At 74.1% G+C, this 22334-nt stretch carries 23 protein-coding genes; 12 read left to right on the top strand and 11 right to left on the bottom strand.

Annotated features, from left to right (window positions below; genetic code table 11):
- Nucleotides 1-29: 29 nt before the first annotated feature.
- On the bottom strand, nt 30-416 hold the full coding sequence (locus SCATT_RS03750; protein ID WP_014141599.1) for a VOC family protein: 387 nt from the start codon (nt 414-416) through the stop codon (nt 30-32).
- Between the two features lie 71 nt (nt 417-487).
- Here SCATT_RS03750 and SCATT_RS03745 point away from each other — a divergent pair, with 71 nt between their 5' ends.
- Nucleotides 488-1021, top strand: a complete 534-nt coding sequence (locus tag SCATT_RS03745) for a GNAT family N-acetyltransferase (protein WP_014141598.1) — start codon at nt 488-490, stop codon at nt 1019-1021.
- A gap of 9 nt (nt 1022-1030) precedes the next feature.
- Here the strand turns inward: SCATT_RS03745 and SCATT_RS03740 are convergent, their stop codons facing one another.
- From SCATT_RS03740 to SCATT_RS03725, 4 genes are all read right to left on the bottom strand, one after another.
- Nucleotides 1031-1780, bottom strand: coding sequence for an amino acid ABC transporter ATP-binding protein (locus SCATT_RS03740; protein ID WP_014141597.1), 750 nt, complete (start codon nt 1778-1780; stop codon nt 1031-1033).
- A complete protein-coding gene (locus tag SCATT_RS03735) occupies nt 1777-2667 on the bottom strand; it encodes an amino acid ABC transporter permease (RefSeq protein ID WP_014141596.1) in 891 nt (296 codons plus the stop codon). Before SCATT_RS03735 ends, SCATT_RS03740 begins: the two co-directional genes overlap by 4 nt.
- Entirely contained in the window at nt 2664-3554 is an 891-nt protein-coding gene (locus SCATT_RS03730; RefSeq protein ID WP_014141595.1) for an ABC transporter substrate-binding protein, read from the bottom strand. Before SCATT_RS03730 ends, SCATT_RS03735 begins: the two co-directional genes overlap by 4 nt.
- A 105-nt stretch (nt 3555-3659) precedes the next feature.
- Nucleotides 3660-4367, bottom strand: a complete 708-nt coding sequence (locus SCATT_RS03725; RefSeq protein ID WP_014141594.1) for a glycerophosphodiester phosphodiesterase — start codon at nt 4365-4367, stop codon at nt 3660-3662.
- A 263-nt stretch (nt 4368-4630) separates the two neighbouring features.
- Between SCATT_RS03725 and SCATT_RS03720 the strand changes: the two genes are divergently transcribed.
- From SCATT_RS03720 to SCATT_RS03710, 3 genes are read left to right on the top strand one after another with little or no spacing between them, the layout of a single operon-like run.
- A complete protein-coding gene (locus SCATT_RS03720) occupies nt 4631-6016 on the top strand; it encodes a DUF6421 family protein (RefSeq protein ID WP_014141592.1) in 1386 nt (461 codons plus the stop codon).
- Nucleotides 6017-6045: 29 nt separating this feature from the next.
- Nucleotides 6046-6792, top strand: coding sequence for an SDR family NAD(P)-dependent oxidoreductase (locus SCATT_RS03715; RefSeq protein ID WP_014141591.1), 747 nt, complete (start codon nt 6046-6048; stop codon nt 6790-6792).
- Nucleotides 6771-7874, top strand: a complete 1104-nt coding sequence (locus SCATT_RS03710) for a threonine aldolase family protein (protein ID WP_014141590.1) — start codon at nt 6771-6773, stop codon at nt 7872-7874. Before SCATT_RS03715 ends, SCATT_RS03710 begins: the two co-directional genes overlap by 22 nt.
- A gap of 52 nt (nt 7875-7926) precedes the next feature.
- Here the strand turns inward: SCATT_RS03710 and SCATT_RS03705 are convergent, their stop codons facing one another.
- On the bottom strand, nt 7927-8661 hold the full coding sequence (locus SCATT_RS03705; protein WP_014141589.1) for a lysophospholipid acyltransferase family protein: 735 nt from the start codon (nt 8659-8661) through the stop codon (nt 7927-7929).
- Nucleotides 8662-8862: 201 nt separating this feature from the next.
- Between SCATT_RS03705 and SCATT_RS03700 the strand changes: the two genes are divergently transcribed.
- From SCATT_RS03700 to SCATT_RS03685, 4 genes are all read left to right on the top strand, one after another.
- On the top strand, nt 8863-9189 hold the full coding sequence (locus SCATT_RS03700; RefSeq protein WP_014141588.1) for a TlpA family protein disulfide reductase: 327 nt from the start codon (nt 8863-8865) through the stop codon (nt 9187-9189).
- Nucleotides 9190-9519: 330 nt separating this feature from the next.
- On the top strand, nt 9520-10050 hold the full coding sequence (locus SCATT_RS03695) for a flavin reductase family protein (RefSeq protein WP_014141587.1): 531 nt from the start codon (nt 9520-9522) through the stop codon (nt 10048-10050).
- Between the two features lie 210 nt (nt 10051-10260).
- Complete coding sequence (locus SCATT_RS03690; protein ID WP_014141586.1) at nt 10261-11049, top strand: electron transfer flavoprotein subunit beta/FixA family protein; 789 nt, start codon at nt 10261-10263, stop codon at nt 11047-11049.
- Nucleotides 11050-11149: 100 nt separating this feature from the next.
- Nucleotides 11150-12112 carry an electron transfer flavoprotein subunit alpha/FixB family protein gene (locus tag SCATT_RS03685; RefSeq protein ID WP_014141585.1) on the top strand — a complete coding sequence of 321 codons (963 nt, stop codon included), beginning with the start codon at nt 11150-11152 and terminating at the stop codon, nt 12110-12112.
- A gap of 80 nt (nt 12113-12192) precedes the next feature.
- On the opposite strand, the gene SCATT_RS03680 is transcribed toward SCATT_RS03685, so the two are convergent.
- On the bottom strand, nt 12193-13413 hold the full coding sequence (locus SCATT_RS03680) for a trans-sulfuration enzyme family protein (protein ID WP_014141584.1): 1221 nt from the start codon (nt 13411-13413) through the stop codon (nt 12193-12195).
- Between the two features lie 148 nt (nt 13414-13561).
- Between SCATT_RS03680 and SCATT_RS03675 the strand changes: the two genes are divergently transcribed.
- Both SCATT_RS03675 and SCATT_RS03670 read left to right on the top strand, forming a co-directional pair.
- The gene (locus SCATT_RS03675; RefSeq protein ID WP_014141583.1) at nt 13562-14122 is read left to right on the top strand and encodes an Lrp/AsnC family transcriptional regulator; all 561 of its coding nucleotides are present in this window, start codon (nt 13562-13564) and stop codon (nt 14120-14122) included.
- Between the two features lie 79 nt (nt 14123-14201).
- On the top strand, nt 14202-15470 hold the full coding sequence (locus SCATT_RS03670) for a DUF6986 family protein (protein ID WP_014141582.1): 1269 nt from the start codon (nt 14202-14204) through the stop codon (nt 15468-15470).
- A 37-nt stretch (nt 15471-15507) separates the two neighbouring features.
- Here the strand turns inward: SCATT_RS03670 and SCATT_RS03665 are convergent, their stop codons facing one another.
- Nucleotides 15508-16494 carry a LacI family DNA-binding transcriptional regulator gene (locus tag SCATT_RS03665; RefSeq protein ID WP_014141581.1) on the bottom strand — a complete coding sequence of 329 codons (987 nt, stop codon included), beginning with the start codon at nt 16492-16494 and terminating at the stop codon, nt 15508-15510.
- Between the two features lie 358 nt (nt 16495-16852).
- On the opposite strand from SCATT_RS03665, the gene SCATT_RS03660 reads away from it, so the two are divergent.
- Nucleotides 16853-17830: an ROK family protein gene (locus tag SCATT_RS03660; protein ID WP_014141580.1), complete on the top strand. Its 978-nt coding sequence runs from the start codon at nt 16853-16855 to the stop codon at nt 17828-17830.
- Between the two features lie 564 nt (nt 17831-18394).
- Here the strand turns inward: SCATT_RS03660 and SCATT_RS03655 are convergent.
- From SCATT_RS03655 to SCATT_RS03645, 3 genes are all read right to left on the bottom strand, one after another.
- Nucleotides 18395-19234, bottom strand: coding sequence for a MerR family transcriptional regulator (locus tag SCATT_RS03655; protein ID WP_014141578.1), 840 nt, complete (start codon nt 19232-19234; stop codon nt 18395-18397).
- Nucleotides 19235-19304: 70 nt separating this feature from the next.
- Nucleotides 19305-20069, bottom strand: coding sequence for a serine hydrolase (locus tag SCATT_RS03650; protein ID WP_014141577.1), 765 nt, complete (start codon nt 20067-20069; stop codon nt 19305-19307).
- Between the two features lie 65 nt (nt 20070-20134).
- The gene (locus SCATT_RS03645) at nt 20135-21601 is read right to left on the bottom strand and encodes an MFS transporter (protein ID WP_014141576.1); all 1467 of its coding nucleotides are present in this window, start codon (nt 21599-21601) and stop codon (nt 20135-20137) included.
- Between the two features lie 169 nt (nt 21602-21770).
- Here SCATT_RS03645 and SCATT_RS03640 point away from each other — a divergent pair, with 169 nt between their 5' ends.
- Nucleotides 21771-22301, top strand: coding sequence for a winged helix-turn-helix transcriptional regulator (locus SCATT_RS03640; RefSeq protein ID WP_014141574.1), 531 nt, complete (start codon nt 21771-21773; stop codon nt 22299-22301).
- The last annotated feature ends 33 nt before the right edge of the window (nt 22302-22334 follow it).

Here is a 22334-nt window from a genome sequence, read left to right as displayed (position 1 = left end):
TCGGCGCGGAGGGCACCGCATGTCCGAGATCACGGACGGTAACGGATCGGATGGTCGTCCGGCACCTCGACCAGGACGATCCGCACGCCGTCGGGGTCGCTGATCCACATCTCCAGCAGCCCCCACGGCTCCCGGCGCGGCTCGCGCACCACCGGCACCCCGCGCTCGGTGAGCCGGGCGTGGGCGGCGGCGAGGTCCGGCACCTGGAGCCACAGTTCGAGGCCGGGGGCGGGCGGCGTGGGGGAGTGGCCGGAGACCTCCAGGAAGCCGCCGCCGAGGAAGAAGACGGTGCCGCGCTCCTCGTGCGGCCCGAACTCCCGGTAGATCGCGAGGCCCAGATCGTCGCGGTAGAAGGCCCGGGAACGTGCCAGGTCGGTGGGGCGCAGCAGGACGCGGCTGCTGAGTACGTTCACCATGGGCCGGACGATACGCGCCGCGTTACCCTGCCGGTGTCCGCCACCCGCGCCACCGAGAGGATCCCCGCCGCATGTCCGTCCCCACGCTCGTCTTCCGCACCGCGACCGCCACCGACGTGCCGGCCCTCGTCGCCCTCGTCGAGTCGGCCTACCGCGGGGACGCCAGCCGGGCCGGGTGGACCACCGAGGCCGACCTCCTCCACGGGCAGCGCACCGACCCCGAGGGCGTGGCCGCGGCGATAGGCGAGGACGGCAGCCGCGTCGTCGCCGTGGAGCAGGACGGCGAGCTGGTCGCCTGCTGCCAGCTCGAACGGCGGGACGGCCACGCCTACTTCGGGATGTTCGCGGTCGCCCCGACCCGGCAGGGCGGCGGCCTCGGCAGGCGGGTCCTCGCCGAGGCCGAGCGCGTCGCGGGTGAGGAGTGGGGCGTCACCGAGATGCAGATGACCGTGATCTCGGTCCGCGACGAGCTGATCGCCTGGTACGAGCGGCGCGGCTACCGGCGCACCGGCCGGACCACCCCGTTCCCCTACGGCGACGAGCGCTTCGGGCTGCCGCAGCGCCCGGGCCTGGAGTTCGAGCTGCTGGTCAAGACGCTCGGCTGAGCGCGGCGCTCACAGCCGGCCGGCGGCCACGATGCGCCGCAGGAACCGCTGGGTGCGCTCCTGCCGCGGCGCCCCGAAGACCTCGTCCGGGGTGCCGCGTTCCAGCACCACGCCGCCGTCCAGGAAGCACACCTGGTCGGCGACCTCGCGGGCGAACCCCATCTCATGGGTGGCGATGACCATGGTCATGCCCTGCCCCTTCAGGTCCCGGACGACCGACAGCACCTCGCCGACCAGCTCCGGGTCGAGCGCCGCGGTGATCTCGTCGAGCAGCAGCAGCCGGGGCCGGCCCGCCAACGCCCGTACGATGGCGACCCGTTGCTGCTGGCCGCCGCTGAGCCGGTCCGGGTACTCGCCCGCCTTGTCGCGCAGCCCGAGCCGGGCCAGCAGCTCGTGGGCCTCCGCCTCGGCCCGGGCCCGGGGAACCCCGTGCACCCGGCGCGGCGCGAGCGTGATGTTCTCCACCACGGTCATGTGCGGGAAGAGGTTGTACGCCTGGAAGACCACGCCGATGCGGCGGCGTACCGCGTCCGGGTCGGCACGCGGATCGGTGATCTCCTCGCCGTCCAGGAAGATCGCGCCGTCGTCGATCTCCTCCAGCAGGTTGGCGCAGCGCAGCAGCGTGGACTTGCCGGAGCCGGAGGCGCCGATCAGCACGGTGACCGAGTGCGGGGCCACCGCCAGGTCCACGTCCCGCAGCACCACCGTGCCGCCGTACGTCTTGCGGACCGCCTCCATCCGCAGCACCGGCTCGGTCATACCGTTCCCCCTTGCGACTGGCGGCGGTTGGTGCGGGCGGTCACCCAGTCGGTGAACCGGGTCATCGGGATCGTCAGCGCCACGAAGACCAGCCCGGCGACCACGTACGGCGTGTAGTTGAAGCTCTCGCCGGTGATGATCTGCGCCGCGTAGACGGCGTCCACGGCGCCGGCGATCGACACCAGACCGGTGTCCTTCTGCAACGAGACCAGGTCGTTCAGGAGCGGCGGGACCACCCGGCGCACCGCCTGCGGCAGCACCACGTACCGCATGGTCTGGGCGACCGAGAGCCCCAGCGAGCGGGCGGCGGCGCGCTGCGAGGGGTGGACCGACTCGATGCCGGCCCGGAAGACCTCGGCGACGTACGCCGAGTACGTCAGCACCAGCGCCGCGCCGCCGAGCACCACCGGGTCGCTGGTGACCCCCCGCAGCCGCAGCGCGGGCACCCCGAAGACCACCCCCAACAGGCAGATGATCAGCGGCAGTCCGCGGAAGAAGTCGACGTACGCGGTGGCCAGCGCGCGCAGCGGGAAGAAGACCGGGCCGCGCAGGGTGCGGGCGAGCGCCAGCACCATGCCGAGCACCAGGATCACCGCGCCGCAGCACACCAGCAGCCGGACGTTGAGCCACAGCCCGCGCAGCACCTGCGGGAGCGCCACCCGCGCGTAGTGCGGGTCGAGGAAGGTGGCCCGGGTGCGCGGCCAGCCGGGGGAGCCGGTGATCACGAAGTACAGCACGGCGAGGGTGACCGCCGTGCTGACCGAGGCGATGAGCACCGCGCGCCGGGTGCGGGAGCGGCGCAGGCGTTCGCGGGCGATGCGGCGGGCCGAGGGGCGGTAGCCGTCGTCCGGCGCCGTGACGGCCGACCCGGCCTCGGTGCCGGTCACTTGAGCACCGGGGCGTCGGCGGCCTCGGCCAGCCAGCGCTTGTCGAGCGCGGCCAGGGTGCCGTCGGCGCGCAGCGCGTCCACCGCCTTGGTGACGCAGCCGGTCAGCGGGCTGCCCTTGTCCAGCACCAGCCCGAACTGCTCGGGCCTGCCGCCGGCGCCGGCGAACTGGCCGACCACCTTGGCGTCGGTGACCTCGGCGGAGGTGATGTAGAAGGCGGTCGGCAGGTCCACCAGGATGCCGTCCACCTGGCCGTTCCGCAGCGCGCTCTTGGCCAGGTCGTTCTTCTGGAAGACCGCCGGGGGCGTGGCCGGCCGGACGACGTTCTTCAGCACCTCCAGGCTGGTGGTGCCGACCTGCGCGCCGAGCTTGGCGCCGCGCAGGTCGGCGACGGAGCGGGCGCCCGCGATCTTCGAACCCTTCAGCGCGACGAGCGCCTGGCGCACGTCGTAGTAGCCCGAGGAGAAGTCGACCGCGCGACGGCGTTCGTCACTGATGGAGATCTGGTTGAGATCGAAGTCGAACGACTTGGCGCCAGGCGTGATGGCGTTGTTGAACGGAACCGTCCGCCAGGTGACCTGCTTCGGCGAGTAGCCGAGCCGCTGGGCCACCGCGTAGGCCACCGCGGACTCGAAACCCTTGCCGTTGGCCGGGTCGTCGCCGGAGAACCACGGGGCGTAGGCGGGTTTGTCGGTGCCGATGGTGAGGGTGCCCCGGGTGTGGGTGGGCAGCGCCCCGGGCGCGCACGAGGCCGCCGCCGTCCCCGTTCCGGAGGCCTGGGCGCCGTCGGCCTCCGGTTGCGGGGCGCAGCCGGCGGCGAGGGCGAGCGCCGCGGCGGCGCCGAGTACGGCGAGTCGGGAACGGCGGGCGGTGATGGCGGGACGCATGGCGGGAGAGTGGCAGCACGGCGCGCGCACTGTCCAGACGTCCGGCCCCGTGTTCCGGATGGTGGACCTTTGTTGACGTGGTGTTTCGCGCCGCCGGCCGGGGTGTTACGGCCGACCGGACGGCGCCGGGCCGAGCCGCGCCGCGGCCCGCTTGGTCCCCGGAAGGTCCGTCACCCAGCCGACCAGGCCGAGGGCGTGGGCCAGGGCGAGGTCGCGCGGGGTGTTGACGGTCCACGCCATGACGTCGATCCCGGCCGCGCCGCAGCGTTCGACCACGTCCAGGCTGAGCTTGCGCAGCTCCAGGCTGACCAGCCGGGCGCCGACGGCCTCGGCGCGCCGCACGATGTCGGCGCCGGCCCGTCCGGCGACGAGCACGGTGCGTACCGAGGGCAGCAGTTGGCGGATCTCGCGCAGCGCCTCGTCGTGGAAGGAGAGCACGCTCACCCGGTCCAGCAGCCCGCGCTCACGCAGCACCCCGGCGAGCACCCGGGCCGCCGCGACGTCCTTGATCTCGGCCTGCACCGGCAGGCCGGGGACTGCGTCCAGCACCTCCTCGAAGACCGGCACCCGTTCGCCGCGTCCGGCGTCCAGCGTGCGCAGTTCGGCCAGGGTGAGGTCGCCGACCGGGCCGCCGCCGTCGGTGGTGCGGTCCACGGTGGCGTCGTGCATCACCACCAACTCGCCGTCCTTGCTGAGGTGGAGGTCGAGTTCGATGCCGTCGAGCCCTTCGCGGGCCGCCCGTACGAAGGACCGCACGGTGTTCTCCGGCTCGACGCCCATGACGCCGCGGTGGCCGATGGTGAAGAAGGACACGCTGCCGCCTCGCTCGCCTCGTCCTGCTGGGGATCCGTCCCGCCAGAGTAGGCGGTGCCGTCCGCCACGGCCGCCTTCGCCCGGCCGAGCGGACGTAATCCGCCGGGCGCGGGAAAGAATCCTCCGTCAAGGCCACCCGGCACAGGAAAAATCGCGGTGCGCTTCGAGATGGGGCAGGATAAATGTGCGAGACGGCCCTTGTGGCGTGGAAGGTCTCGCGGATACGGTGCCTTAACGCAAGGATCTCCGGTCGAGGAGGGGTCATGAGGGAAAACCTTCTGTCTGTGGCGACGGGGGGCGCCGAAGCTGTCGCGCTCCACCCGTCGTGGGCCGTGCTGAAGGACGCCGTCGAGGTGATCCGACCGTGGCAGGCGAAGGACGGTTCCATCGACTTCTCCGCCGAGGACGCGCCCGGCCGCGCCGATGTCGAGGTGGAGCTGGAGCGGATGATCGCGGCGGTGCGGGACATCGCCCCGCTGCTGCCGCACGACGCGGCCTACCACGAGGCGCTCGTCGCCGACCTGCGCCGCTGGGCCGCCGAGGGCTTCGGGGTGCCCGACTTCCTCGACTCGCTGCTCGCCTTCCAGCCGGCCGCCGACCGCCGGGACGGCCTGGAGCACCTGGTCGTCTTCCCCATGTACACCCAGAACGGCAACCCGGCCCGCAACTTCGAGGCCGTCGCGCTGCGCGTGGTGTGGCCGGAGTGGCTGGCGGAGCTGGAGCGCACGCGGTACGACAACCCGATGTTCGTGCCGATCACCTTCCAGGACTTCACCAGCGGGTACGACACCAACTCCGCGGTGCTCTTCCCGGAGACCGTCGCCGTACGCGAGGTGCCGGAACGTTTCACCTGGGGCGCGATCTTCTGCGACCGGGAGGCGGCCCGCTTCCGCAAGGTCACCGAGGCCGCGGTGGACACCCTCGGCCTCGAACTGCCCGAGGAGGCCGCCCGCCTCGTCGCCGACCAGCAGCTCGCCCAGCAGACCTTCGTCCTGTGGGACCTGATCCACGACCGCACCCACAGCCACGGCGACCTGCCGTTCGACCCCTTCATGATCAAGCAGCGGGCGCCGTTCTGGATGTACGGCCTCGAAGAGCTGCGCTGCGACCTGACCGCCTTCAAGGAGGCCGTCAAACTGGAGGCCGAAGGGTACGAGCAGGGCCGCCACGTGCAGTATGCGATCCTCTTCGACCGGCTCTTCCGCTTCCCCGTCACCGGCGACCGGGTCCGCAACTACGACGGCCTCGGCGGCCAGCTGCTCTTCGCCTACCTGCACAAGCACGACGCGCTGCGCTGGACCGACAACACCCTGCGCATCGACTGGGCCCGGGCCACCGAGGTCACCGAGCGGCTGTGCGCCGAGATCGAGCAGCTCTACCGCGACGGCATCGACCGCCCCAAGCTGGTGCACTGGTTCGCCGCCTACGACCTCGTCGCCGGCTACCTCGCCCCGCACCCGGGGTCCCGCTGGGCCAAGGGCCCCGACGCCCTCGACCTGACCCAGCCGCCGCGCAAGCTCGTGGACGACGTGCTGCCGGACGAGTTCCCGCTCAGCATGTTCTACGAGGCCCTTGCGAAGAAGTTGCGCAGTGTGATCGCCTCGACCAAGGGCATCACCGCCGACGACACCACACAGGTGGCCGCGTGAGCCACGAGAGACAACAGGAGGCGAAGGCGATGACCGATGCGCTGGACGGTGCCGTGATCGCGGTGGCCGGCGCGGGCGGACCGGCGGGCCGGGCGGTGCTGCGCACCCTCGCCGAGGCCGGGGCCCGCGTGGTGGGCGCCGACTCCAGCGCCGAACGCCTCGCCGAATCGGTGGACGCCGCCCGTTACGCGGCCGGCGGCGCCGACGTCACCGGCGACATCGTCGACCTGCTCGACCCGGCCGCCACCCGCGCGTGGGCGGACCGCGTAGAGAAGAACCACGGCCGGGTGGACGGACTGGTCCACCTGGTCGGCGGCTGGCGCGGCTCGCCCTCCTTCCCGGAGACCGACCTCGCGGCCGACTGGACCATCCTGCACAAGCTGCTGATCCAGACCGTCCAGCACACCTCGCTCGCCTTCCACGACGCCCTGCTGCGCAGCGACCGGGGCCGCTTCGTCCTGGTCAGCGCGGCCGGCGCCACCAAGCCCACCGCGGGCAACGCCGCCTACTCCGCCGCCAAGGCCGCCGCCGAGGCGTGGACGCTGGCGCTCGCGGACTCCTTCCGCAAGGCGGGCGGCGAGTCGGGCCCGGGCGCCGCGGCTACGATCGTCGTGGTGAAGGCCCTGGTGCACGACGAGATGCGCCGGGAGCGCCCGAACGCCAAATTCGCCGGGTTCACCGACGTCGGCGAGTTGGCCGAGACCATCGCCGGCGTCTGGGACCGGCCTGCCGAGGAAGTGAACGGAAACCGCCTGTGGCTGACGCCCCGCCCCTGACCGACCCGCTGTCCGCCCCGTCCGCCACCGACGCCGTACGGCGCCACGACCCGGACGTCCGCAGCTTCGCCAGCGACAACTACGCCGGCGCCCACCCCGAGGTGCTCGCCGCGCTGGCGCTGGCCAACGGCGGCCACCAGATCGCCTACGGCGAGGACGTCTACACCGAGCACCTCCAGGAGATCGTCCGCCGCCACTTCGGACCGCGCGCCCAGGCGTACCCGGTCTTCAACGGCACCGGCGCCAACGTCACCTCCCTCCAGGCGGTCACCCACCGCTGGGGCTCGGTGATCTGCGCCGCCTCCGCCCACATCAACGTGGACGAGGGCGGCGCCCCGGAGCGGGTGGCCGGCCTCAAGCTGCTCGCCGTGGCCACCGAGGACGGCAAGCTCACCCCCGAACTGCTGGACCGGGAGGCGTGGGGCTTCGACGACGAGCACCGCGCCCAGCCGCAGGCGGTCTCCATCACCCAGACCACCGAACTGGGCACCTGCTACACCCCCGAGGAGATCCGGGCGATCAGCGACCGGGCCCACGAGCACGGCCTTGCGGTCCACCTCGACGGCGCCCGGCTGGCCAACGCCGCCGCCACCCTGGGGCTGCCGCTCGCCGCGTTCACCACCGACGCCGGGGTGGACATCGTCTCCTTCGGCGGCACCAAGAACGGCCTGCTGTTCGGCGAGTGCGTGGTCGTCCTCGACCCGGACCGGGTGCACGCCATGAAGCACCTGCGCAAGCTGTCGATGCAGCTCGCCTCCAAGATGCGCTTCGTCTCGGTGCAGTTCGAGGCGCTGCTCGCCGGTGACCTGTGGCTGCGCAGCGCCGCGCACGCCAACGCGATGGCCACCCGGCTCGCCGAGGCGGTCCGCGGCATCGACGGCGTACGCGTCGTCCGCCCCGTCCAGGCCAACCAGGTCTTCGCGGTGCTCCCCAAGGACGTCACCGAGCGGCTGCAGAAGCGCTACCGCTTCTACGTCTGGGACGAGCCGACCGGCGAGGTGCGCTGGATGTGCTCGTTCGACACCACCGAGCAGGACGTGGACGCCTTCGCCGCGGCGATCGCCGAGGAGATGGCCCGCTAGGCGGTGTCGTCAGGGGTGTTCCGGGCCGCGCCCCGGGACACCCCGTCCGCGTTCAGCGCCGGGCCGCGTCCAGTTCGGCCGCCTCCTGCGGGGTCGGCGCGGTGCCGCCGAGGTGGGCCGGGAGCCACCAGCGGTCGTGCGGGCCGGCCGGGCGCCCCGGGTAGGCGCTCTGCGCCGCCTCCAGCAACTCCTGCACCCGGGCCCGCAGTCGCTCGGTCAGCGACTCGGCGTGCTCGTGCGGGCCGGACTCCAGCGGCGCCCCCACCCGGATGGTCACCGGGAACCGGTGGCGCCCCAACTGCCGCCGCCGGCCCTTGGTCCACATCCGCTGGGTGCCCCACAACGCCATCGGCAGCAGCGGCACCCCGGCCTCCTGCGCGAGCCTGGCCGCGCCCGACTTGAACGTCTTCAGCGTGAACGACCGGGAGATGGTGGCCTCCGGGAAGACGCCCACCACCTCGCCGGAGCGCAGCGCCCCCAACGCCCGCTCGTAGGCGTGCTCCCCCTGCGCGCGGTCCACCGGTATGTGCTTCATCGCCCGCATCAGCGGCCCGGCCACCTTGTGCCGGAAGACCGCCTCCTTGGCCATGAAACGCACCAGGCGCTTGGCCGGCCGGGCGGCCAACCCGCAGAAGACGAAGTCGAGATAGCTGATGTGGTTGCTCACCAGCACCGCGCCGCCGCGGCGCGGCACGTGCTCGGTGCCCTCCATGTCGAAGCGCAGCCCCTGTACCTGGAACATGGACCGGGCAAAACCGATGACCGGCGGATAGACGAGTTCAGCCACGACGGGACACCTCTTAGCGGGAAGTTACGCGGCCGTAGCTTCCGGCCGTCGCAGGATCGTGCCCCGACAACGCGCCCGCTGTCACCCGGCGTGCCCGCTTTGCGACGAGATCCTCGTCACTCCGGCACCGCAAGGGGGACGCGGTGGGGGAGCCGGGAATCAAACGGCGGTCCGCCGGCGCTGCACTCACCGGGAGGAGACATGACGGCGACGGCAGGGCGGCTGACGGCCGCGGACATCGGCGGCCCGCTGGGGGAGCGGGCCACCCTGGTGCAGTTCTCCACGGCCTTCTGCGCCCCCTGCCGGGCCACCCGGCGGGTGCTCGGCGAAGTCGCCGCCATGGTGCGGGGGGTGGCCCATGTGGAGATCGACGCCGAGGACCGCCTCGACCTCGTCCGCCGCCTCGCGGTGGAGAAGACCCCGACCGTGCTCGTCCTCGACGGCGGCGGAGCGGTCGTCCGGCGGGCCGCCGGGCAACCGCGGAAGGCCGACGTCATCGCCGCCCTCGGCGCGGCGGTCGGCCCGTGACCGCCCGGCGCCGCGAGCCCGGCGGTGAGCCGGTGGTGACCCCCTTACCAGCCACGACGCGGCCGGTCACGGTCGTGCGCGCGGTCCCGGCCGCGGTACGTCGCCGCCCGCCGGGGCCGGTGGCGGACGCGGTGATCCCCGTCCCACATCACGGGGGACGCTTGACGGGCACCGCCTGGAATCGTCACTGTGACGCTATGTCGCGTGATCCGCTTCTGTACCGGCGTGCCGATGTGGACCTCGGCCGGCACGGGAGCGCGCGCTGTCCGGGCCGTTCGAGCCACTGACGACCGCTCAGTCCAGGTCCGCCCGCGCCCGAAGGACACCTCGATGACCGCCTCGACCGACCTCGGCTCCACCGACCTCGCCGCCGGCCCCGGCGACGCCCCCTTCGACCCCGCCGTCTTCCGCTCGGTCTTCCGCCGGCACGCGGCCGGGGTCGCCGTGATCACCGCGGCCGGCGCCCGTCCGGTCGGCTTCACCGCGACCTCGCTGACCTCCGTCGCGGCCGAACCCCCGCTGCTCTCCTTCGGCATATCCACCGGTTCGTCGAGCTGGCCCACGCTCGCCGACGCCCCGCACATCGGCATCCACATCCTCGGTGAACACCAGGAGGAGCTGGCCGCCACCTTCGCCCGCAGCGGCGCCGACCGCTTCGCCCCGCCCACCTCCTGGCGCCCCGGACCGCACGGCGTGCCGCTGCTCGACGGGGTCTCCGCCTGGCTGATCGGCCGGGTCGTCGCCCGGATCCCGGCCGGCGACCACCGCATCGTGGTGGCCCAGGCGATCGCCGGCGACCCGGCCGGACCGGGTCGCCCGCTCCTGTACCACCAGGGCCGCTTCACCTCGCTGCGTCCCTGACCGGCCCAGTCGGGAAGGTCACAGTTCACCGGCCTTGCGAAGCGGGAACACGATAGGTGTACTGACGAGTAATATTTCAGTCGGAGCGCCGCAGCGTCCCGGCCGGGAGCCGCCGTGGAAGGCGCCTATGCTGCCTTCACAGGGCAGTTACCGGGCCTTTCGGGGGCACCCTCGAAAGACCGCCGAAGCCGATGCAGTAGGAGAGCAGGCGTGAGCTTGAGGATCGTAGTCGCCGTGAAGTACGTGCCCGACGCCACGGGCGACCGTCACTTCGCCGAGGACCTGACCACTGACCGCGACGCCGTGGACGGCCTGCTGTCCGAGCTCGACGAGTACGCCGTCGAGCAGGCGCTCCAGATCAAGGAGGCCGCCGACGACGACGCCGAGATCACCGTGGTGACCGTCGGCCCGGAGGACGCCAAGGACGCGCTGCGCAAGGCGCTTTCGATGGGCGCCGACAAGGGCGTGCACGTCGAGGACGACGCCCTGCACGGCACCGACGTGATGGGCACCTCGCTGGTCCTCGCCAAGGCGATCGAGCACGTCGGTTACGACCTGGTGGTCTGCGGTATGGCCTCCACCGACGGCACCATGGGCGTGCTCCCGGCGATCCTGGCCGAGCGCCTGGCCGTCCCGCAGGTGACGCTGCTGTCCCAGGTCGCGGTGGCCGACGGCAAGGTCACCGGCCGCCGGGACGGCGACGCCGCCTCCGAGCAGCTGGAGGCGTCGCTGCCGGCCGTGGTCTCGGTGACCGACCAGTCCGGCGAGGCCCGTTACCCGTCGTTCAAGGGCATCATGGCCGCCAAGAAGAAGCCGGTGGAGTCGCTGGACCTGTCCGACCTCGGCGTCGACGAGGCGGAGGTCGGCCTGGCCGGCGCCTGGACCAAGGTCGAGGAGGCCGCGCAGCGTCCGCCGCGTACCGCGGGCACCATCGTCAAGGACGAGGGCGAGGGCGGCAAGCAGCTCGCCGAGTTCCTCGCGGGCCAGAAGTTCATCTGACCCCGTAAGGCCGACTCGGCGCCGGTGCGGCCCCGACCGTACGCCGCCGCACCGGCCGCCGCCCGAACCGCCCCGAAAATTTTCCGCAGGAGAGCATTCCATGGCTGAAGTCCTCGTCTACGTCGACCACGTGGACGGTGCCGTCCGCAAGCCCACCCTCGAACTGCTGACCCTGGCCCGCCGGATCGGCGACCCGGTCGCGGTGCACCTCGGCGCCGGGGTGGACACCGCCGCGCCGGTGCTGGCCGAGCACGGTGCCGTCAAGGTGCTCGCCGCCGACACCCCGGAGTTCGCCGAGTACCTGGTGGTGCCGAAGGTGGACGCGCTGGTGGCCGCCGCCGAGGCGGTCTCCCCGGCCGCCGTGCTGGTCCCCTCCTCCGCGGAGGGCAAGGAGATCGCCGCCCGCCTCGCGGTGCGGCTGGGCTCCGGCATCATCACCGACGCGGTGGACCTGGAGTCCGGCGCCGAGGGCCCGGTGGCCACGCAGTCGGTCTTCGCCGCCGCGTTCACCACCAAGTCCCGGGTGTCCAAGGGCACCCCGGTGATCACCGTCAAGCCCAACTCGGCCGCCCCCGAGGCCGCCCCGGCCGCCGGGACCGTCGAGCAGCTGTCGGTCTCCTTCGGCGAGCTGGCCAAGGGCACCAAGGTCGTCTCGCGCACCCCGCGCGAGTCCACCGGCCGCCCGGAGCTGACCGAGGCCGCGATCGTGGTCTCCGGTGGCCGTGGTGTCAACGGCGCGGAGAACTTCCACGTCATCGAGGAGCTGGCCGACTCGCTCGGCGCGGCCGTCGGCGCCTCCCGCGCCGCGGTGGACGCCGGCTGGTACCCGCACAGCAACCAGGTCGGCCAGACCGGCAAGTCGGTCTCCCCGCAGCTGTACATCGCCTCCGGCATCTCCGGCGCGATCCAGCACCGGGCCGGCATGCAGACCTCGAAGACCATCGTGGCCATCAACAAGGACCCCGAGGCCCCGATCTTCGACCTGGTCGACTACGGCGTCGTCGGCGACCTGTTCCAGGTCGTGCCGCAGCTCACCGAAGAGGTCAAGGCCCGCAAGGGCTGAGCCCCGGACCGCCGGCCACCAGGCACGGCCGGCGGCCATCCGCGAACGGGCCGTACGGGCGCTCCCGTACGGCCCGTTCGTCATGCCCGGCCGGCCGCGCGCAGCGCCCGGTCCAGGTCCTCGCACAGGTCCGCCGGGTCCTCCAGGCCCACCGACAGCCGCAGCACCGCGGCGTCCGGCCGGGCGTCCGGGGTGACCGGGCGGTGGGTGAGCGAGGCCGGGTGCTGGATCAGGGTGTCGACGCCGCCGAGTGAGACCGCGTGGGTGATCAGCTCGCAGGCGTCGGCCGTGGCCGCGGCGGCGGCCCCTCCGCCCCGCACCGTGAACGCCACCACCGCGCCCGGTCCGGACATCTGGCGTCCCACCAGACCGGCCGGATCGCACTGCGGCAGCCCCGGGTAGTACACCCGCTCCACCGCGGGGTGGCCGGTGAGCCAGGTGGCGAGGCGCCGCGCCGAGGCGCTCTGGTGGCGCACCCGCAACGGCAGTGTCTGCACCCCGCGGTGGAGCAGGTAGCCGGCGAGCGGGTGGAGCACCCCGCCGGTGAGCGCCCGTACCGGACGCAGCCGCGTCGCCCACTCCTCGTCGGTGGCGACCACCCCGGCGAGGACGTCGCCGTGGCCGCCGAGGTACTTGGTGGCGCTGTGCACCACGAGCGTGGCGCCGTGTTCGGCGGGGCGCTGGAGCACCGGGGTGGCGAAGGTGTTGTCCACCAGCAGCGGCACGTCCCCGCACCGGTCGGCCACCGCCGCGATGTCCACCAGCTCCAGCGTCGGGTTGCCCGGGGTCTCCACGATCACCAAACCGGTGTCCGGGCGCAGCGCCTCGGCCACCCGTTCCGGCCGCGCCCAGCTCACCTCGGTGCCCAGCAGTCCGCTCGCCAGCACGTGGTCCGTGCCGCCGTACAGCGGGCGTACCCCCACCACGTGGCCCTTGCCGCAGGAGCGGGCGGCCAGCAGGCAGGCGGTGATCGCGGCCATGCCGGAGGAGAACGCCACCGCCTGCGCGCACCCCTCCAGTTCGGCCACGGCCTCCTCGAACCGGGCGGTGGTCGGGTTCCACAGCCGCTGGTAGACGTGGCTGCCGTCGCCCGGCGGCAGCCCGCCGCCGGCCAGCGCCTCGTAGCTGGCGCCGCCCCGCTCCACGCAGGGCAGCGGGTTGGTGGTCGACATCTCCAACGGCGGTACGTGCACGCCGAGTTGGCGCAGGTCGCGTCGTCCGGCGTGCACGGCGGCGGTGTCGGTCCGGTGCGGGGCGTCGGCGGTGGCGGTAGTGGTGCGCAGCGGTACGGCGGACGTCATGGGGGTTCCTCCGTGGGATCGGCGGGCGGCGGGGTACGGCCGCGTGGCGCGGTTCCATGCTGAGGAATCACGGTGCCGATGTGGGCCGGCGCCGACGATCCTTCGGCGTGGGCCCCTCGGACCTTGCGTTCGCGCAGGCGGCGGGGTCATGGTCGTGGCCATGCCGAAGAATCAGCGGGACGACGGTCCCGGCCCGGTCGACGAGGCGATCCTGCGACTGCTCGCCCAGGACGCCCGGATGCCCAACTCCGCCATCGCGGCAGCCGTCGGGGTGGCCCCCTCCACCTGCCTGGCCCGCATCCGCTCGCTGCGCGAACGCGGGGTGATCCGCGGGTTCCGCGCCGAACTCGACCCGGCGGCGCTCGGTCTCGGCATCCAGGCGATGATCTCGGTGCGGCTGCACTCGCACTCCCGCGGCCAGGTCGACAGCTTCGTACGGGAGATCCCCCGGCTGCCCGGGGTGGTCGACCTCTTCCACGTCTCCGGCGCCGACGACTACCTGCTGCGGGTGGCGGTCCGCGACTCCGACGCGCTGCGCGACTTCGTCCTCGACCACCTCACCACCCACCCCGCGGTCCGCCACACCGAGACCAGCCTGATCTTCGGCCATGTCCGGGGCCGCCTGCTGCCGCCCGCCCGGTCCGGCCCCGAAGCGCTGCCCCGGAGCGCACGAGGACCGGCCTCCCGGGCCTTCGCGGACGGCCATTGACGCTCCGGCGCCCCCCTGGATAACTTCGCTAGGCGGATCTGCGATTCCGTTTCGCGGAAAACTCTGAGAGAGGTGCCGGATGGGGCAGCAGGAGACGGTGGCGACGACCTTCGCGGACGCCGTGCGTGAGGAGATCGGCGCGTCCCTCGCCGGGGTCGACGCGGAACTGGCCCGCCGCTACCCCGGCGACCCCGGGACCCGCCAGCCGGTGCACACCGTCTACGTACCCGCCGACGCCGTCACCGCCGGCACCGTACGCTCCTGGGGCGACCAGGCGCTCGCCGCCCTCGACGAACACGCCCCCGACGCCGCCTCCCTCGCCCGCGTCCTCTCGCTCCCCGCCGACCTCGCCGACGAGGTCCACCGCCGGGTCCGCGCCAAGCTGGAACGCGAACCCGTCGAGGACCTGCGGGCGGACTTCGAGGACGGTTACGGGCCGCGCCCGGACGCCGAGGAGGACGCCGCCGCGGCCCGCGTCGCCCGGCTGGTCGCCGAGGGCACCGGCGCCCCGTACGCCGGCATCCGGATGAAGTGCCTGGAGGCCGCCGTCCGCGACCGGGGCATCCGTACCCTGGACGTCTTCCTCACCGGGCTGCTGGCGGCCGGCGGCCTGCCGGACGGGCTGGTGCTCACCCTGCCCAAGGTGACCTACCCCGAGCAGGTCGCCGCGATGGCCCGGCTGTGCGCCGAGTTCGAGAAGGCGCACGGCCTCGGGCAGGGGCGGCTCGGCTTCGAGATCCAGATCGAGACCACCCAGGCCATCCTCGGCCCGGACGGCACCGCCACCGTCGCCCGCTTCCTCGGCGCCGCCGAGGGCCGGGCCACCGCGCTCCACTACGGCACCTTCGACTACAGCGCCTCCTGCGGGGTCAGCGCCGCCCATCAGTCGATGGACCACCCGGTGGCCGACCACGCCAAGGCCGTCATGCAGGTCGCCGCGGCCGGCACCGGGGTACGCCTCTCCGACGGCTCGACCAACGTGCTGCCGGTCGGCGGCACCGAGCAGGTCCACGACGCCTGGCGGCTGCACTACGGACTCGTCCGGCGCTCCCTGGCCCGCGCCTACTACCAGGGCTGGGACATGCACCCCGGCCACCTGCCCACCCGCTACGCCGCCGTCTACGCCTTCTACCGCGAGGGCCTCGCCCAGGCCACCGCGCGGCTGGCCGCCTACCTGTCCCGGTCCGGCGGCGCGGTGATGGACGAACCGGCCACCGCCAAGGCGCTCAGCGGCTACCTGCTGCGCGGCATCGACTGCGGCGCGGTCGACGCCGCCGAGGTCACCGAGGCCGCCGGCCTGGACCGGGCCGCCCTCGACCGGCTGGCCGGCCGCCCGGCGTCCGCCTGACCCCGCGCCGGCCCGGGTGTGCCCGGCCCGGCCGTGCTCAGCCCGCCGGGGGGATCTCGCCCGAACCGCGGACCAGCAGATCCGCCGCGAGCTCCACCCGGCGCGGCGGCGAGTCGTCCCCGTCCAGCCGGCGGAAGAGCAACTCGGCGGCGGTACGGCCGAGCCGCGCCGGATCCTGGGCTATCACGGTGACCCCGGGACGCAGCAGATCGGCCAGCTCGAAGTCGTCGAACCCCACCAGCGCCACCGGGCCCGGCCGCCCGTACAGCACCCGTACCGCGGTGACCGTCACCCGGTTGTTGCCGGCGAAGACGGCGGTCACCGGGTGCGGGCCGGAGAGCATCCGGTCGAGCCCCGCGCGCACCCGGTCCGGATCGGTGGGCCCCATCGCCACCCACGCCTCGTCCACCGGCAGCCCGGCCCGCGCCATCGCCTCCCGGTAACCACGCAGCCGCTCACCGGCGGTGTGGATGGCCGACCGGTCGCCGACGAAGCCGATCCTGCGGTGGCCGTGCGCGATCAGATGGGCCACCGCCCGCCGGGCGCCGTCCGCGTTGTCGGTCAGCACGGTGTCCGCCTCGACGCGCTGCGCGGGGCGGTCCAGGAACACGGTGGCGACGCCGGCCGCCATCTCCGGTTCCAGGTAACGGTGGTCCTCCCCGGCGGGCACGATCACCAGGCCGTCCACCCGCCGCGCGCACAGCGCCAGCGCCAACTCCTGCTCGCGGGCGGGCACTTCGGCACTGGAACCGGCGAACAGCAGGCTGCCGTTGGCTCGCGCGACCTCCTCCACGGCCCGGCTGAGCGGGGAGTAGAACGGGTCGGCGAGGTCCTCCAGCACCAGGCCGATGCTGGCGGTGCGCCCCTTGCGCAGGATGCGGGCGCTGTCGTTGCGCCGGAACCCCAGGGCCTCGATGGCCGCCCGCACCCGCGACTCGGTGTCCGCGGTCACCCCGGGCTCGCCGTTGACCACCCGGGAGACCGTCTTCAGCCCCACCCCGGCCCGCGCCGCCACGTCCTTCATGGTCGGCCTGCCGCCGTAGCGCCCGGCCGCGGCGGACGGTCGGCGGCCGGACCCGGAGCCGGTACGGGCGGCGGCGGGGGACGGACGGTCGGGATCGGGCACGGGACGGGGTCCTGTCTCGGTCGGGGTCGGGGTCAGGGGCGGAGTCGGCGGGGCGGGCGTGGCGGAATCGGCCAGCGATGCGGTGCCGGAGCGCGCACCGCATCGGGAGCCTAGAGACTGGACAACGTTGTCAACAAAGGGAAAGACTACCCTCAGCCCACCACAGCCCAACGGATCGGGGGCCGCCCGCTCCACCACGGCGACCGACGCGGCGGGCGGCCGACGGACCAGCGGACACGAGGAGACAGGCGGACCGATGCACAGCGAAGGAGCGGCGGGGCGCGAGTCGGCTGCCGGGGGGCTCGTCATGGCTCTGGACATCGGCGGCACCAAGATCGCCGGCGCCCTGGTCGACAGCGACGGCACGCTGGTGACGCGGGCGCTGCGCCCCACCCCGGCCACCGAGGACGCCGGCACGGTGATGGGCGCGGTCGAGGAGGTCCTCGCCGAGCTCGCCGCCGACCCGCGACGCGGCCTGGTGACCGCCGTCGGCATCGGCAGCGCCGGCCCGGTGGACGCCTCGGCCGGCACCGTCAGCCCGGTCAACGTGCCCGGCTGGCGCGGCTTCCCGCTGGTGGACGCGGTCCGCAAGGCCACCGGAGGGCTCCCCGTCGTCCTCACCGGGGACGGGGTCGCCATCGCCGCCGCCGAACACTGGCAGGGCGCCGCCCGCGGTTACCGCAACGCCCTGTGCATGGTGGTCTCCACCGGCGTCGGCGGCGGATTCGTCCTGGGCGGCGCGCTCCACCCCGGCCCCACCGGCAACGCCGGCCACATCGGCCACATCAGCGTCGACCTGGACGGCGACCCCTGCCCGTGCGGTGCCCGTGGCTGCGTCGAACGGATCGCCAGCGGCCCCAACATCGCCCGCCGCGCCCTGGAGGGCGGCTGGCGGCCGAAGGAGGGCCAGGAGCCGACCGCCGCCGCGGTGGCCGAGGCCGCCCGGGCCGGCGACCCGGTGGCCCGCGCCTCCTTCGACCGCGCGGCGCAGGCGCTCGCGGCCGGCATCGCGGCGGCGGCCACCCTCGTCGAGATCGAGGTCGCCGTCGTCGGCGGCGGCGTCGCCGGCGCCGGCCCCGTCCTCTTCGACCCCCTCCGCGCCCACCTGCGCCGCTACGCCACCCTCTCCTTCGCCTCCGCCGTCACCGTCCTCCCCGCCCACCTCGGCACCGACGCCGGCCTGGTGGGCGCCGCCGCGGCAGCGTTCGGCGTGGCGGCCGGGGGAGGTGGGTGAGGGGTCGTCCGGTGCCGTGTGCCCGCCGGGCTGGGCAGCGGCTTCGTCGGCGTGGCCGACCCGCCCACGGGGGGGCGCTCCGTTCGCGGGTTGCCGTGCCGTCGGCCCGGCCGGGTGCGGCGGTGGGGTGGCCCTCGCTTCGGGTGCGGGGTGTGACGGGCGGTCTCGGCCGCTGGGTGGTGGGCCCGGTCCCCGGATGACGGAGGACACCGTGGTGCCCGTCCGGTTGGGTACCGGCCTTTTCGGGGCCGCCGTCCGGACCGTTGGGCGGCGGGCGGCCCTGGCCACCCGGGAACCGCGTTGCCCGCCGGGCTGGGCAGCGGCGTTGTCGAGGTGGCCGACCCGTCCACGGGGGGTGGGGCTCGTTCCCCGATGACGGGCGCCCGGCCACCCGATGTCACCGTGCTGCCCACTCCGTCGGACAACGGCCTTGCCGGTGCCGCCATGGCGGCCTTGGAGGGGCCCTTCGGGGCGCCGGTCACGGCCGATCCCGCCTCGGGGTGACGGGCGCACCCGTTCTCCGTGAAGCGGTGGTCGCGGAGTCGGCGGGGGAGGGAACCGGGCTCAGGCCCGGGTCACCGGCTCCTGGAGTTCGGTGACCCACGCGGCGGGGTCCTCGGGGCAGGCGAGGTAGAGCTCGCGGGCGTAACCCTCGGAGCGGTAGCCGTTGTCGTCGATCCAGCGGGCGAGGACCTGGGCGGTGGGTACGACGTCGGACATGGCGCCGCGATGGACCACCGTCGCGGCGCTCTCCACGGCGGGCAGGTCGGTCACGGTGAAGCCGTCGTCACCGCCGACGGTGCCGGGCTCGGCGTCGACCGGGAAGCAGGCGTGCACCACGACGGGTCCGGGGCCGTCCGTCTCCGTCGTGTCCTCGTAACGGGCGATGCCGGGTCCGGTGGGCGCGAGCCCGGCGACCGCCAGCCGACGGCACAGTTCCTGGTAGAGCGGTGTGATCACCGGGCCGATGTCCTGCGGCGCGTAACTGGCGGCCCGGGCCGCCAGTTCGGCCACCCGTACCGGTGGAATGCGCTTGACCACCACGTCGTCGGTGCCCATGCGTCCCTCACTCTCGATCATCCGGAGCCGCGCCTCGACCTGCGCGAGCCTGGCCGCCGCCGCGGACACCGCCGCGTCCAGCTCCGCCTGCCGCAGCCGCAGCATCCCCCGCAACTCCGCCGGTCCCACCCGTTCGTCCAGGACGAGGCCGACCTGCTGGAGGGTGAACCCCAGCTCCTTGAGCGCGATGATCCGGTTGAGCCGGGCCAGTTGAGCCGCCTCGTAGTAGCGGTACCCGCTCGCCGGATCCACCCGCGCGGGGCGCAGCAACCCGATGGCGTCGTAGTGCCGCAGCATGCGGACGGACACGCGTCCGTGCCGGGCGAAGTCTCCGATGGTGAACATGACGCCTCCCAGTGCACGGCCTCACACGGTGTCATGGTCAAGCGGGGGGCCGTTTCCTGGCCGGGCGGTCTCACGGTCGCGGTCGCGCCCCGGCGGCCAACTCGTGCCGACGACGCCACGCCCGCGCCGAGATCCGGGCCAGCAACCCGGCCGCGGGGTCGGCCACGTCGTCCCCCGAGGCGAGCGGACCGGTGTAGCAGACGACGAGTACGTACGGCTCGGCGTCCCCGGGACGGATCACGGCGGCACAGTGCCGTACGCCAGGGAACCAGCCGTTCTTGAACGCGATTCGGGTGCCCGGTGGCAGCCCCGCCGCGAGGTCGACCCGCCAGGTGTTGCGTTCCAGCAGCCGCAGCGTCCGTGGTTCCAGGGACGACAGCAGCCGGGCGAGATCGGCGGCGGTCACCCGGTTGTGCGCGCCGGCGGCACGGCCGCGGAGGTCCTCGATCCCGCGCGCCGTCACGCTGCGCGTCGCCCCGGCGGCCCGCCACACCTCGGCCACGGCGGCCGGACCGACCTGGGCGAGGCACAGGTTGGCGGCGAGGTTGGAGGAGTGGGCGATCATCCGCTCGGCCAGCCACCCGAGCGGCGCGGTGCCGCCCAGCCGCCGCCACGGCACCGGGTCGCTGTCCGCGGCGCGGTCGATCCGGTACGTCCCACCCGCCGCCGAGCCGAACTCGCCGGTGACCGGAACCGCAAGCTCCGGATCCATCCCGCTCCGGTGCAGGGCGGTGAGCACGGCCACCTTCATCGTGCTGGCCGCTTCGTGCACCACGTCCGCGTTGCGCCGTACGACCGGTTCGCCACGCCACGGTCCGGCGACCACCGAGAGCATGCGTCCCCACCCCCTGCCCGCGGTATCGCCATGGTCATGGCGGCCCAAACACGGCGGGGCCGACGTCAGGGGCGGGGGACGGGCGCGGGGGCCGTGGTCGGGGCCGGCGCGACGGCGGCCTCCCGGCGTCCGAGGAGCCCGGCCACCACCGCGCCCGCCAGGCACAGCACCGCGCTGAGCACGACCGCCTCGCGCCCGCCAGCCGCCATGGCCGCCGCCGTCGCCCGGCTCGTCGCGCCGCCCGACCCGGTGACCAGGGTGACCGTCAACGCGGTGCCGATCGCCGAACCCACGTACCGGGCCGTGTTGTTGGCGCCCGAACCCATCGCCGCGCGGTCCGGCGGCACCGAACCCACGGCGAGCCGCGCCAACGCCGCGTTGAGCACACCGCTGCCCACGCCCGCGACCACCAGCCCCGGCACCAACTCCCACCAGGCGCCGCCCGCCCGCAGCGCGTACAGCTCCGCCTGCCCCGCCGCGCACAGCAACAGCGCCGCCATGAGCTGCGTCGTCCCGCTCATCAGCGGCGCCAGCCGGCGGGCGGCCAGCGCGGCCACCACCGACAGCCCCGACCAGATGGCCAGCACCGCCCCCGTGGCGTAGGGCGCGAGCCCGGTCAGCCGCGTGAGCAGCGTCGGCAGGTAACTCATCAGCCCCACGACGGCCAGCCCGGTGACCAGCGCGCCGACCGACGACGCCAGGAACGCGGGCGAACGCAGCAACGCCAGGTCGAGCATGGGCTCCGGAACCCGCCGTTCCACCCGGACGAACACCGCCAGTGCCACGACGCCCAGCACGAGCAGGGCCAGGACGACCGGACGCCCCCAGCCGGAACGCCCCTCGCCCACCCCGGCGACCAGCGCCGAGACCCCCACCGCCAGGGCGAACATGCCCCACGGATCGATCCGCCGCGCCCGTGGCCCCCGCGACTCCGGGACCCCGGATCCGGTGAGCGCGACGACCGCGACGGAGAGCACGGCCAGCCCCGCGTAGACCGTCCGCACGCCGCCGAGACCGGCCGCCACGGCCGCGTACAGCGGTCCCACCGCGATCCCGGCGCCCACCATCGCGCCCCACACCCCGGTCGCCCGTACCCGCGCCGGGCCGGACGGGTGGGCGTCCGCGATCAGCCCCAGCCCGGCGGCGAGCAGGGCGGCGCAGGCGACCCCCTGCACCACGCGGCCCGCCACGAAGAGCGCGGCCCCGGGCGCGGCGGCCGACAGCAGGCAGGACAGCGCGAGCAGCCACCCACCCAGCCGGAAGATCCGCTTCCGCCCGTGGTTGTCCGCCAGGCTGCCCATGGTCAGCAGCGCCGCCGACAGCCCGACCGGCGTACCGGTGAGCACCCACGACTGCGCCGCCGCCCCGGCGTGCAGCGTGACCGTGACGGCGGGCAGGGTCGTGAGCGGCGCGGTGAAGACCGTCAGCGCCAGCAGCGTCCCCACGCCGACCGCCAACAGCGGCCCCGGTCGCCACCCGGCCGCCGCACGCCCTCGGGGCACGGTTCGTCGTCCGCTGATCGGCACAGTCATGGGCCATCCCTGGGTGGTGTGGAGCGACAGCGGCCGTCCGCGAAGGCGGGTCCCTCATGGTCTGGTCAATGAACCCGAGTGGGCATGCTGTCAGTCTGGTGAATGAACTGGCGAGGCCCCACCCTAGCAGCGTCGGTTCGTTCACAGAACCGTTGGTTAGACTTCCGGTATGGCACTCGGCACCGACTACGCCCGGCAGGACTGCAACTTCGCGCGCGCGCTGGAGGTCGTCGGGGAACGCTGGAGCCTGCTGATCGTTCGCGACGCGTTCTACGGGGTGCGCCGGTTCAGCGACTTCCTGACCCACCTCGACGTACCCCGGGCGGTCCTCACCGCGCGCCTCGCGTCCCTGGTCGAGTCCGGGGTGCTGCGCAAGGAGGCGTACCAGCAGGCGCCGGTACGCCACGACTACGTCCTGACCGACGCCGGCCGCGAACTGTGGTTCCCGCTCTACGCACTCGCCCGCTGGGGCGAACGCCACGCCTCCGCCACCGGCCCCTGCCGCCTCTTCCACCACGCCGACTGCGGCACCCGGCTCGACCTGCTCGGCAACTGCCCCGACTGCGGCTGCTCCGTCCCCCCGGAGGACGTCGAGATGCGCCCCGGCCCCGGCGCCGACCCCACCCTGCGCGACGACCCGGTGACCCGGGCGTTGGCCCGCCCGCACCGGCTGCTGCGGCCGGTGCGGGCGGCTGGATGAGGCGGGTTGGGGTGCGGGCCCGTTCTCCTGGGC

Source organism: Streptantibioticus cattleyicolor NRRL 8057 = DSM 46488, assembly GCF_000240165.1.
Taxonomy (GTDB): Bacteria; Actinomycetota; Actinomycetes; order Streptomycetales; family Streptomycetaceae; genus Streptantibioticus; species Streptantibioticus cattleyicolor.
This window is presented reverse-complemented; position numbering and strand designations above follow the sequence as displayed.

Excerpts from the sequence above, each read along its gene's own strand:
- SCATT_RS03750 (WP_014141599.1), bottom strand. The coding sequence starts at position 416 with ATGGTGAACGTACTCAGCAGCCGCGTCCTGCTGCGCCCCACCGACCTG.
- SCATT_RS03745 (WP_014141598.1), top strand. The coding sequence starts at position 488 with ATGTCCGTCCCCACGCTCGTCTTCCGCACCGCGACCGCCACCGACGTG.
- SCATT_RS03740 (WP_014141597.1), bottom strand. The coding sequence starts at position 1,780 with ATGACCGAGCCGGTGCTGCGGATGGAGGCGGTCCGCAAGACGTACGGC.
- SCATT_RS03730 (WP_014141595.1), bottom strand. The coding sequence starts at position 3,554 with ATGCGTCCCGCCATCACCGCCCGCCGTTCCCGACTCGCCGTACTCGGC.
- SCATT_RS03720 (WP_014141592.1), top strand. The coding sequence starts at position 4,631 with ATGAGGGAAAACCTTCTGTCTGTGGCGACGGGGGGCGCCGAAGCTGTC.
- SCATT_RS03715 (WP_014141591.1), top strand. The coding sequence starts at position 6,046 with ATGACCGATGCGCTGGACGGTGCCGTGATCGCGGTGGCCGGCGCGGGC.
- SCATT_RS03700 (WP_014141588.1), top strand. The coding sequence starts at position 8,863 with ATGACGGCGACGGCAGGGCGGCTGACGGCCGCGGACATCGGCGGCCCG.
- SCATT_RS03695 (WP_014141587.1), top strand. The coding sequence starts at position 9,520 with ATGACCGCCTCGACCGACCTCGGCTCCACCGACCTCGCCGCCGGCCCC.
- SCATT_RS03685 (WP_014141585.1), top strand. The coding sequence starts at position 11,150 with ATGGCTGAAGTCCTCGTCTACGTCGACCACGTGGACGGTGCCGTCCGC.
- SCATT_RS03680 (WP_014141584.1), bottom strand. The coding sequence starts at position 13,413 with ATGACGTCCGCCGTACCGCTGCGCACCACTACCGCCACCGCCGACGCC.
- SCATT_RS03675 (WP_014141583.1), top strand. The coding sequence starts at position 13,562 with ATGGTCGTGGCCATGCCGAAGAATCAGCGGGACGACGGTCCCGGCCCG.
- SCATT_RS03670 (WP_014141582.1), top strand. The coding sequence starts at position 14,202 with ATGGGGCAGCAGGAGACGGTGGCGACGACCTTCGCGGACGCCGTGCGT.
- SCATT_RS03665 (WP_014141581.1), bottom strand. The coding sequence starts at position 16,494 with ATGAAGGACGTGGCGGCGCGGGCCGGGGTGGGGCTGAAGACGGTCTCC.
- SCATT_RS03660 (WP_014141580.1), top strand. The coding sequence starts at position 16,853 with ATGCACAGCGAAGGAGCGGCGGGGCGCGAGTCGGCTGCCGGGGGGCTC.
- SCATT_RS03655 (WP_014141578.1), bottom strand. The coding sequence starts at position 19,234 with ATGTTCACCATCGGAGACTTCGCCCGGCACGGACGCGTGTCCGTCCGC.
- SCATT_RS03650 (WP_014141577.1), bottom strand. The coding sequence starts at position 20,069 with ATGCTCTCGGTGGTCGCCGGACCGTGGCGTGGCGAACCGGTCGTACGG.
- SCATT_RS03645 (WP_014141576.1), bottom strand. The coding sequence starts at position 21,601 with ATGACTGTGCCGATCAGCGGACGACGAACCGTGCCCCGAGGGCGTGCG.
- SCATT_RS03640 (WP_014141574.1), top strand. The coding sequence starts at position 21,771 with ATGGCACTCGGCACCGACTACGCCCGGCAGGACTGCAACTTCGCGCGC.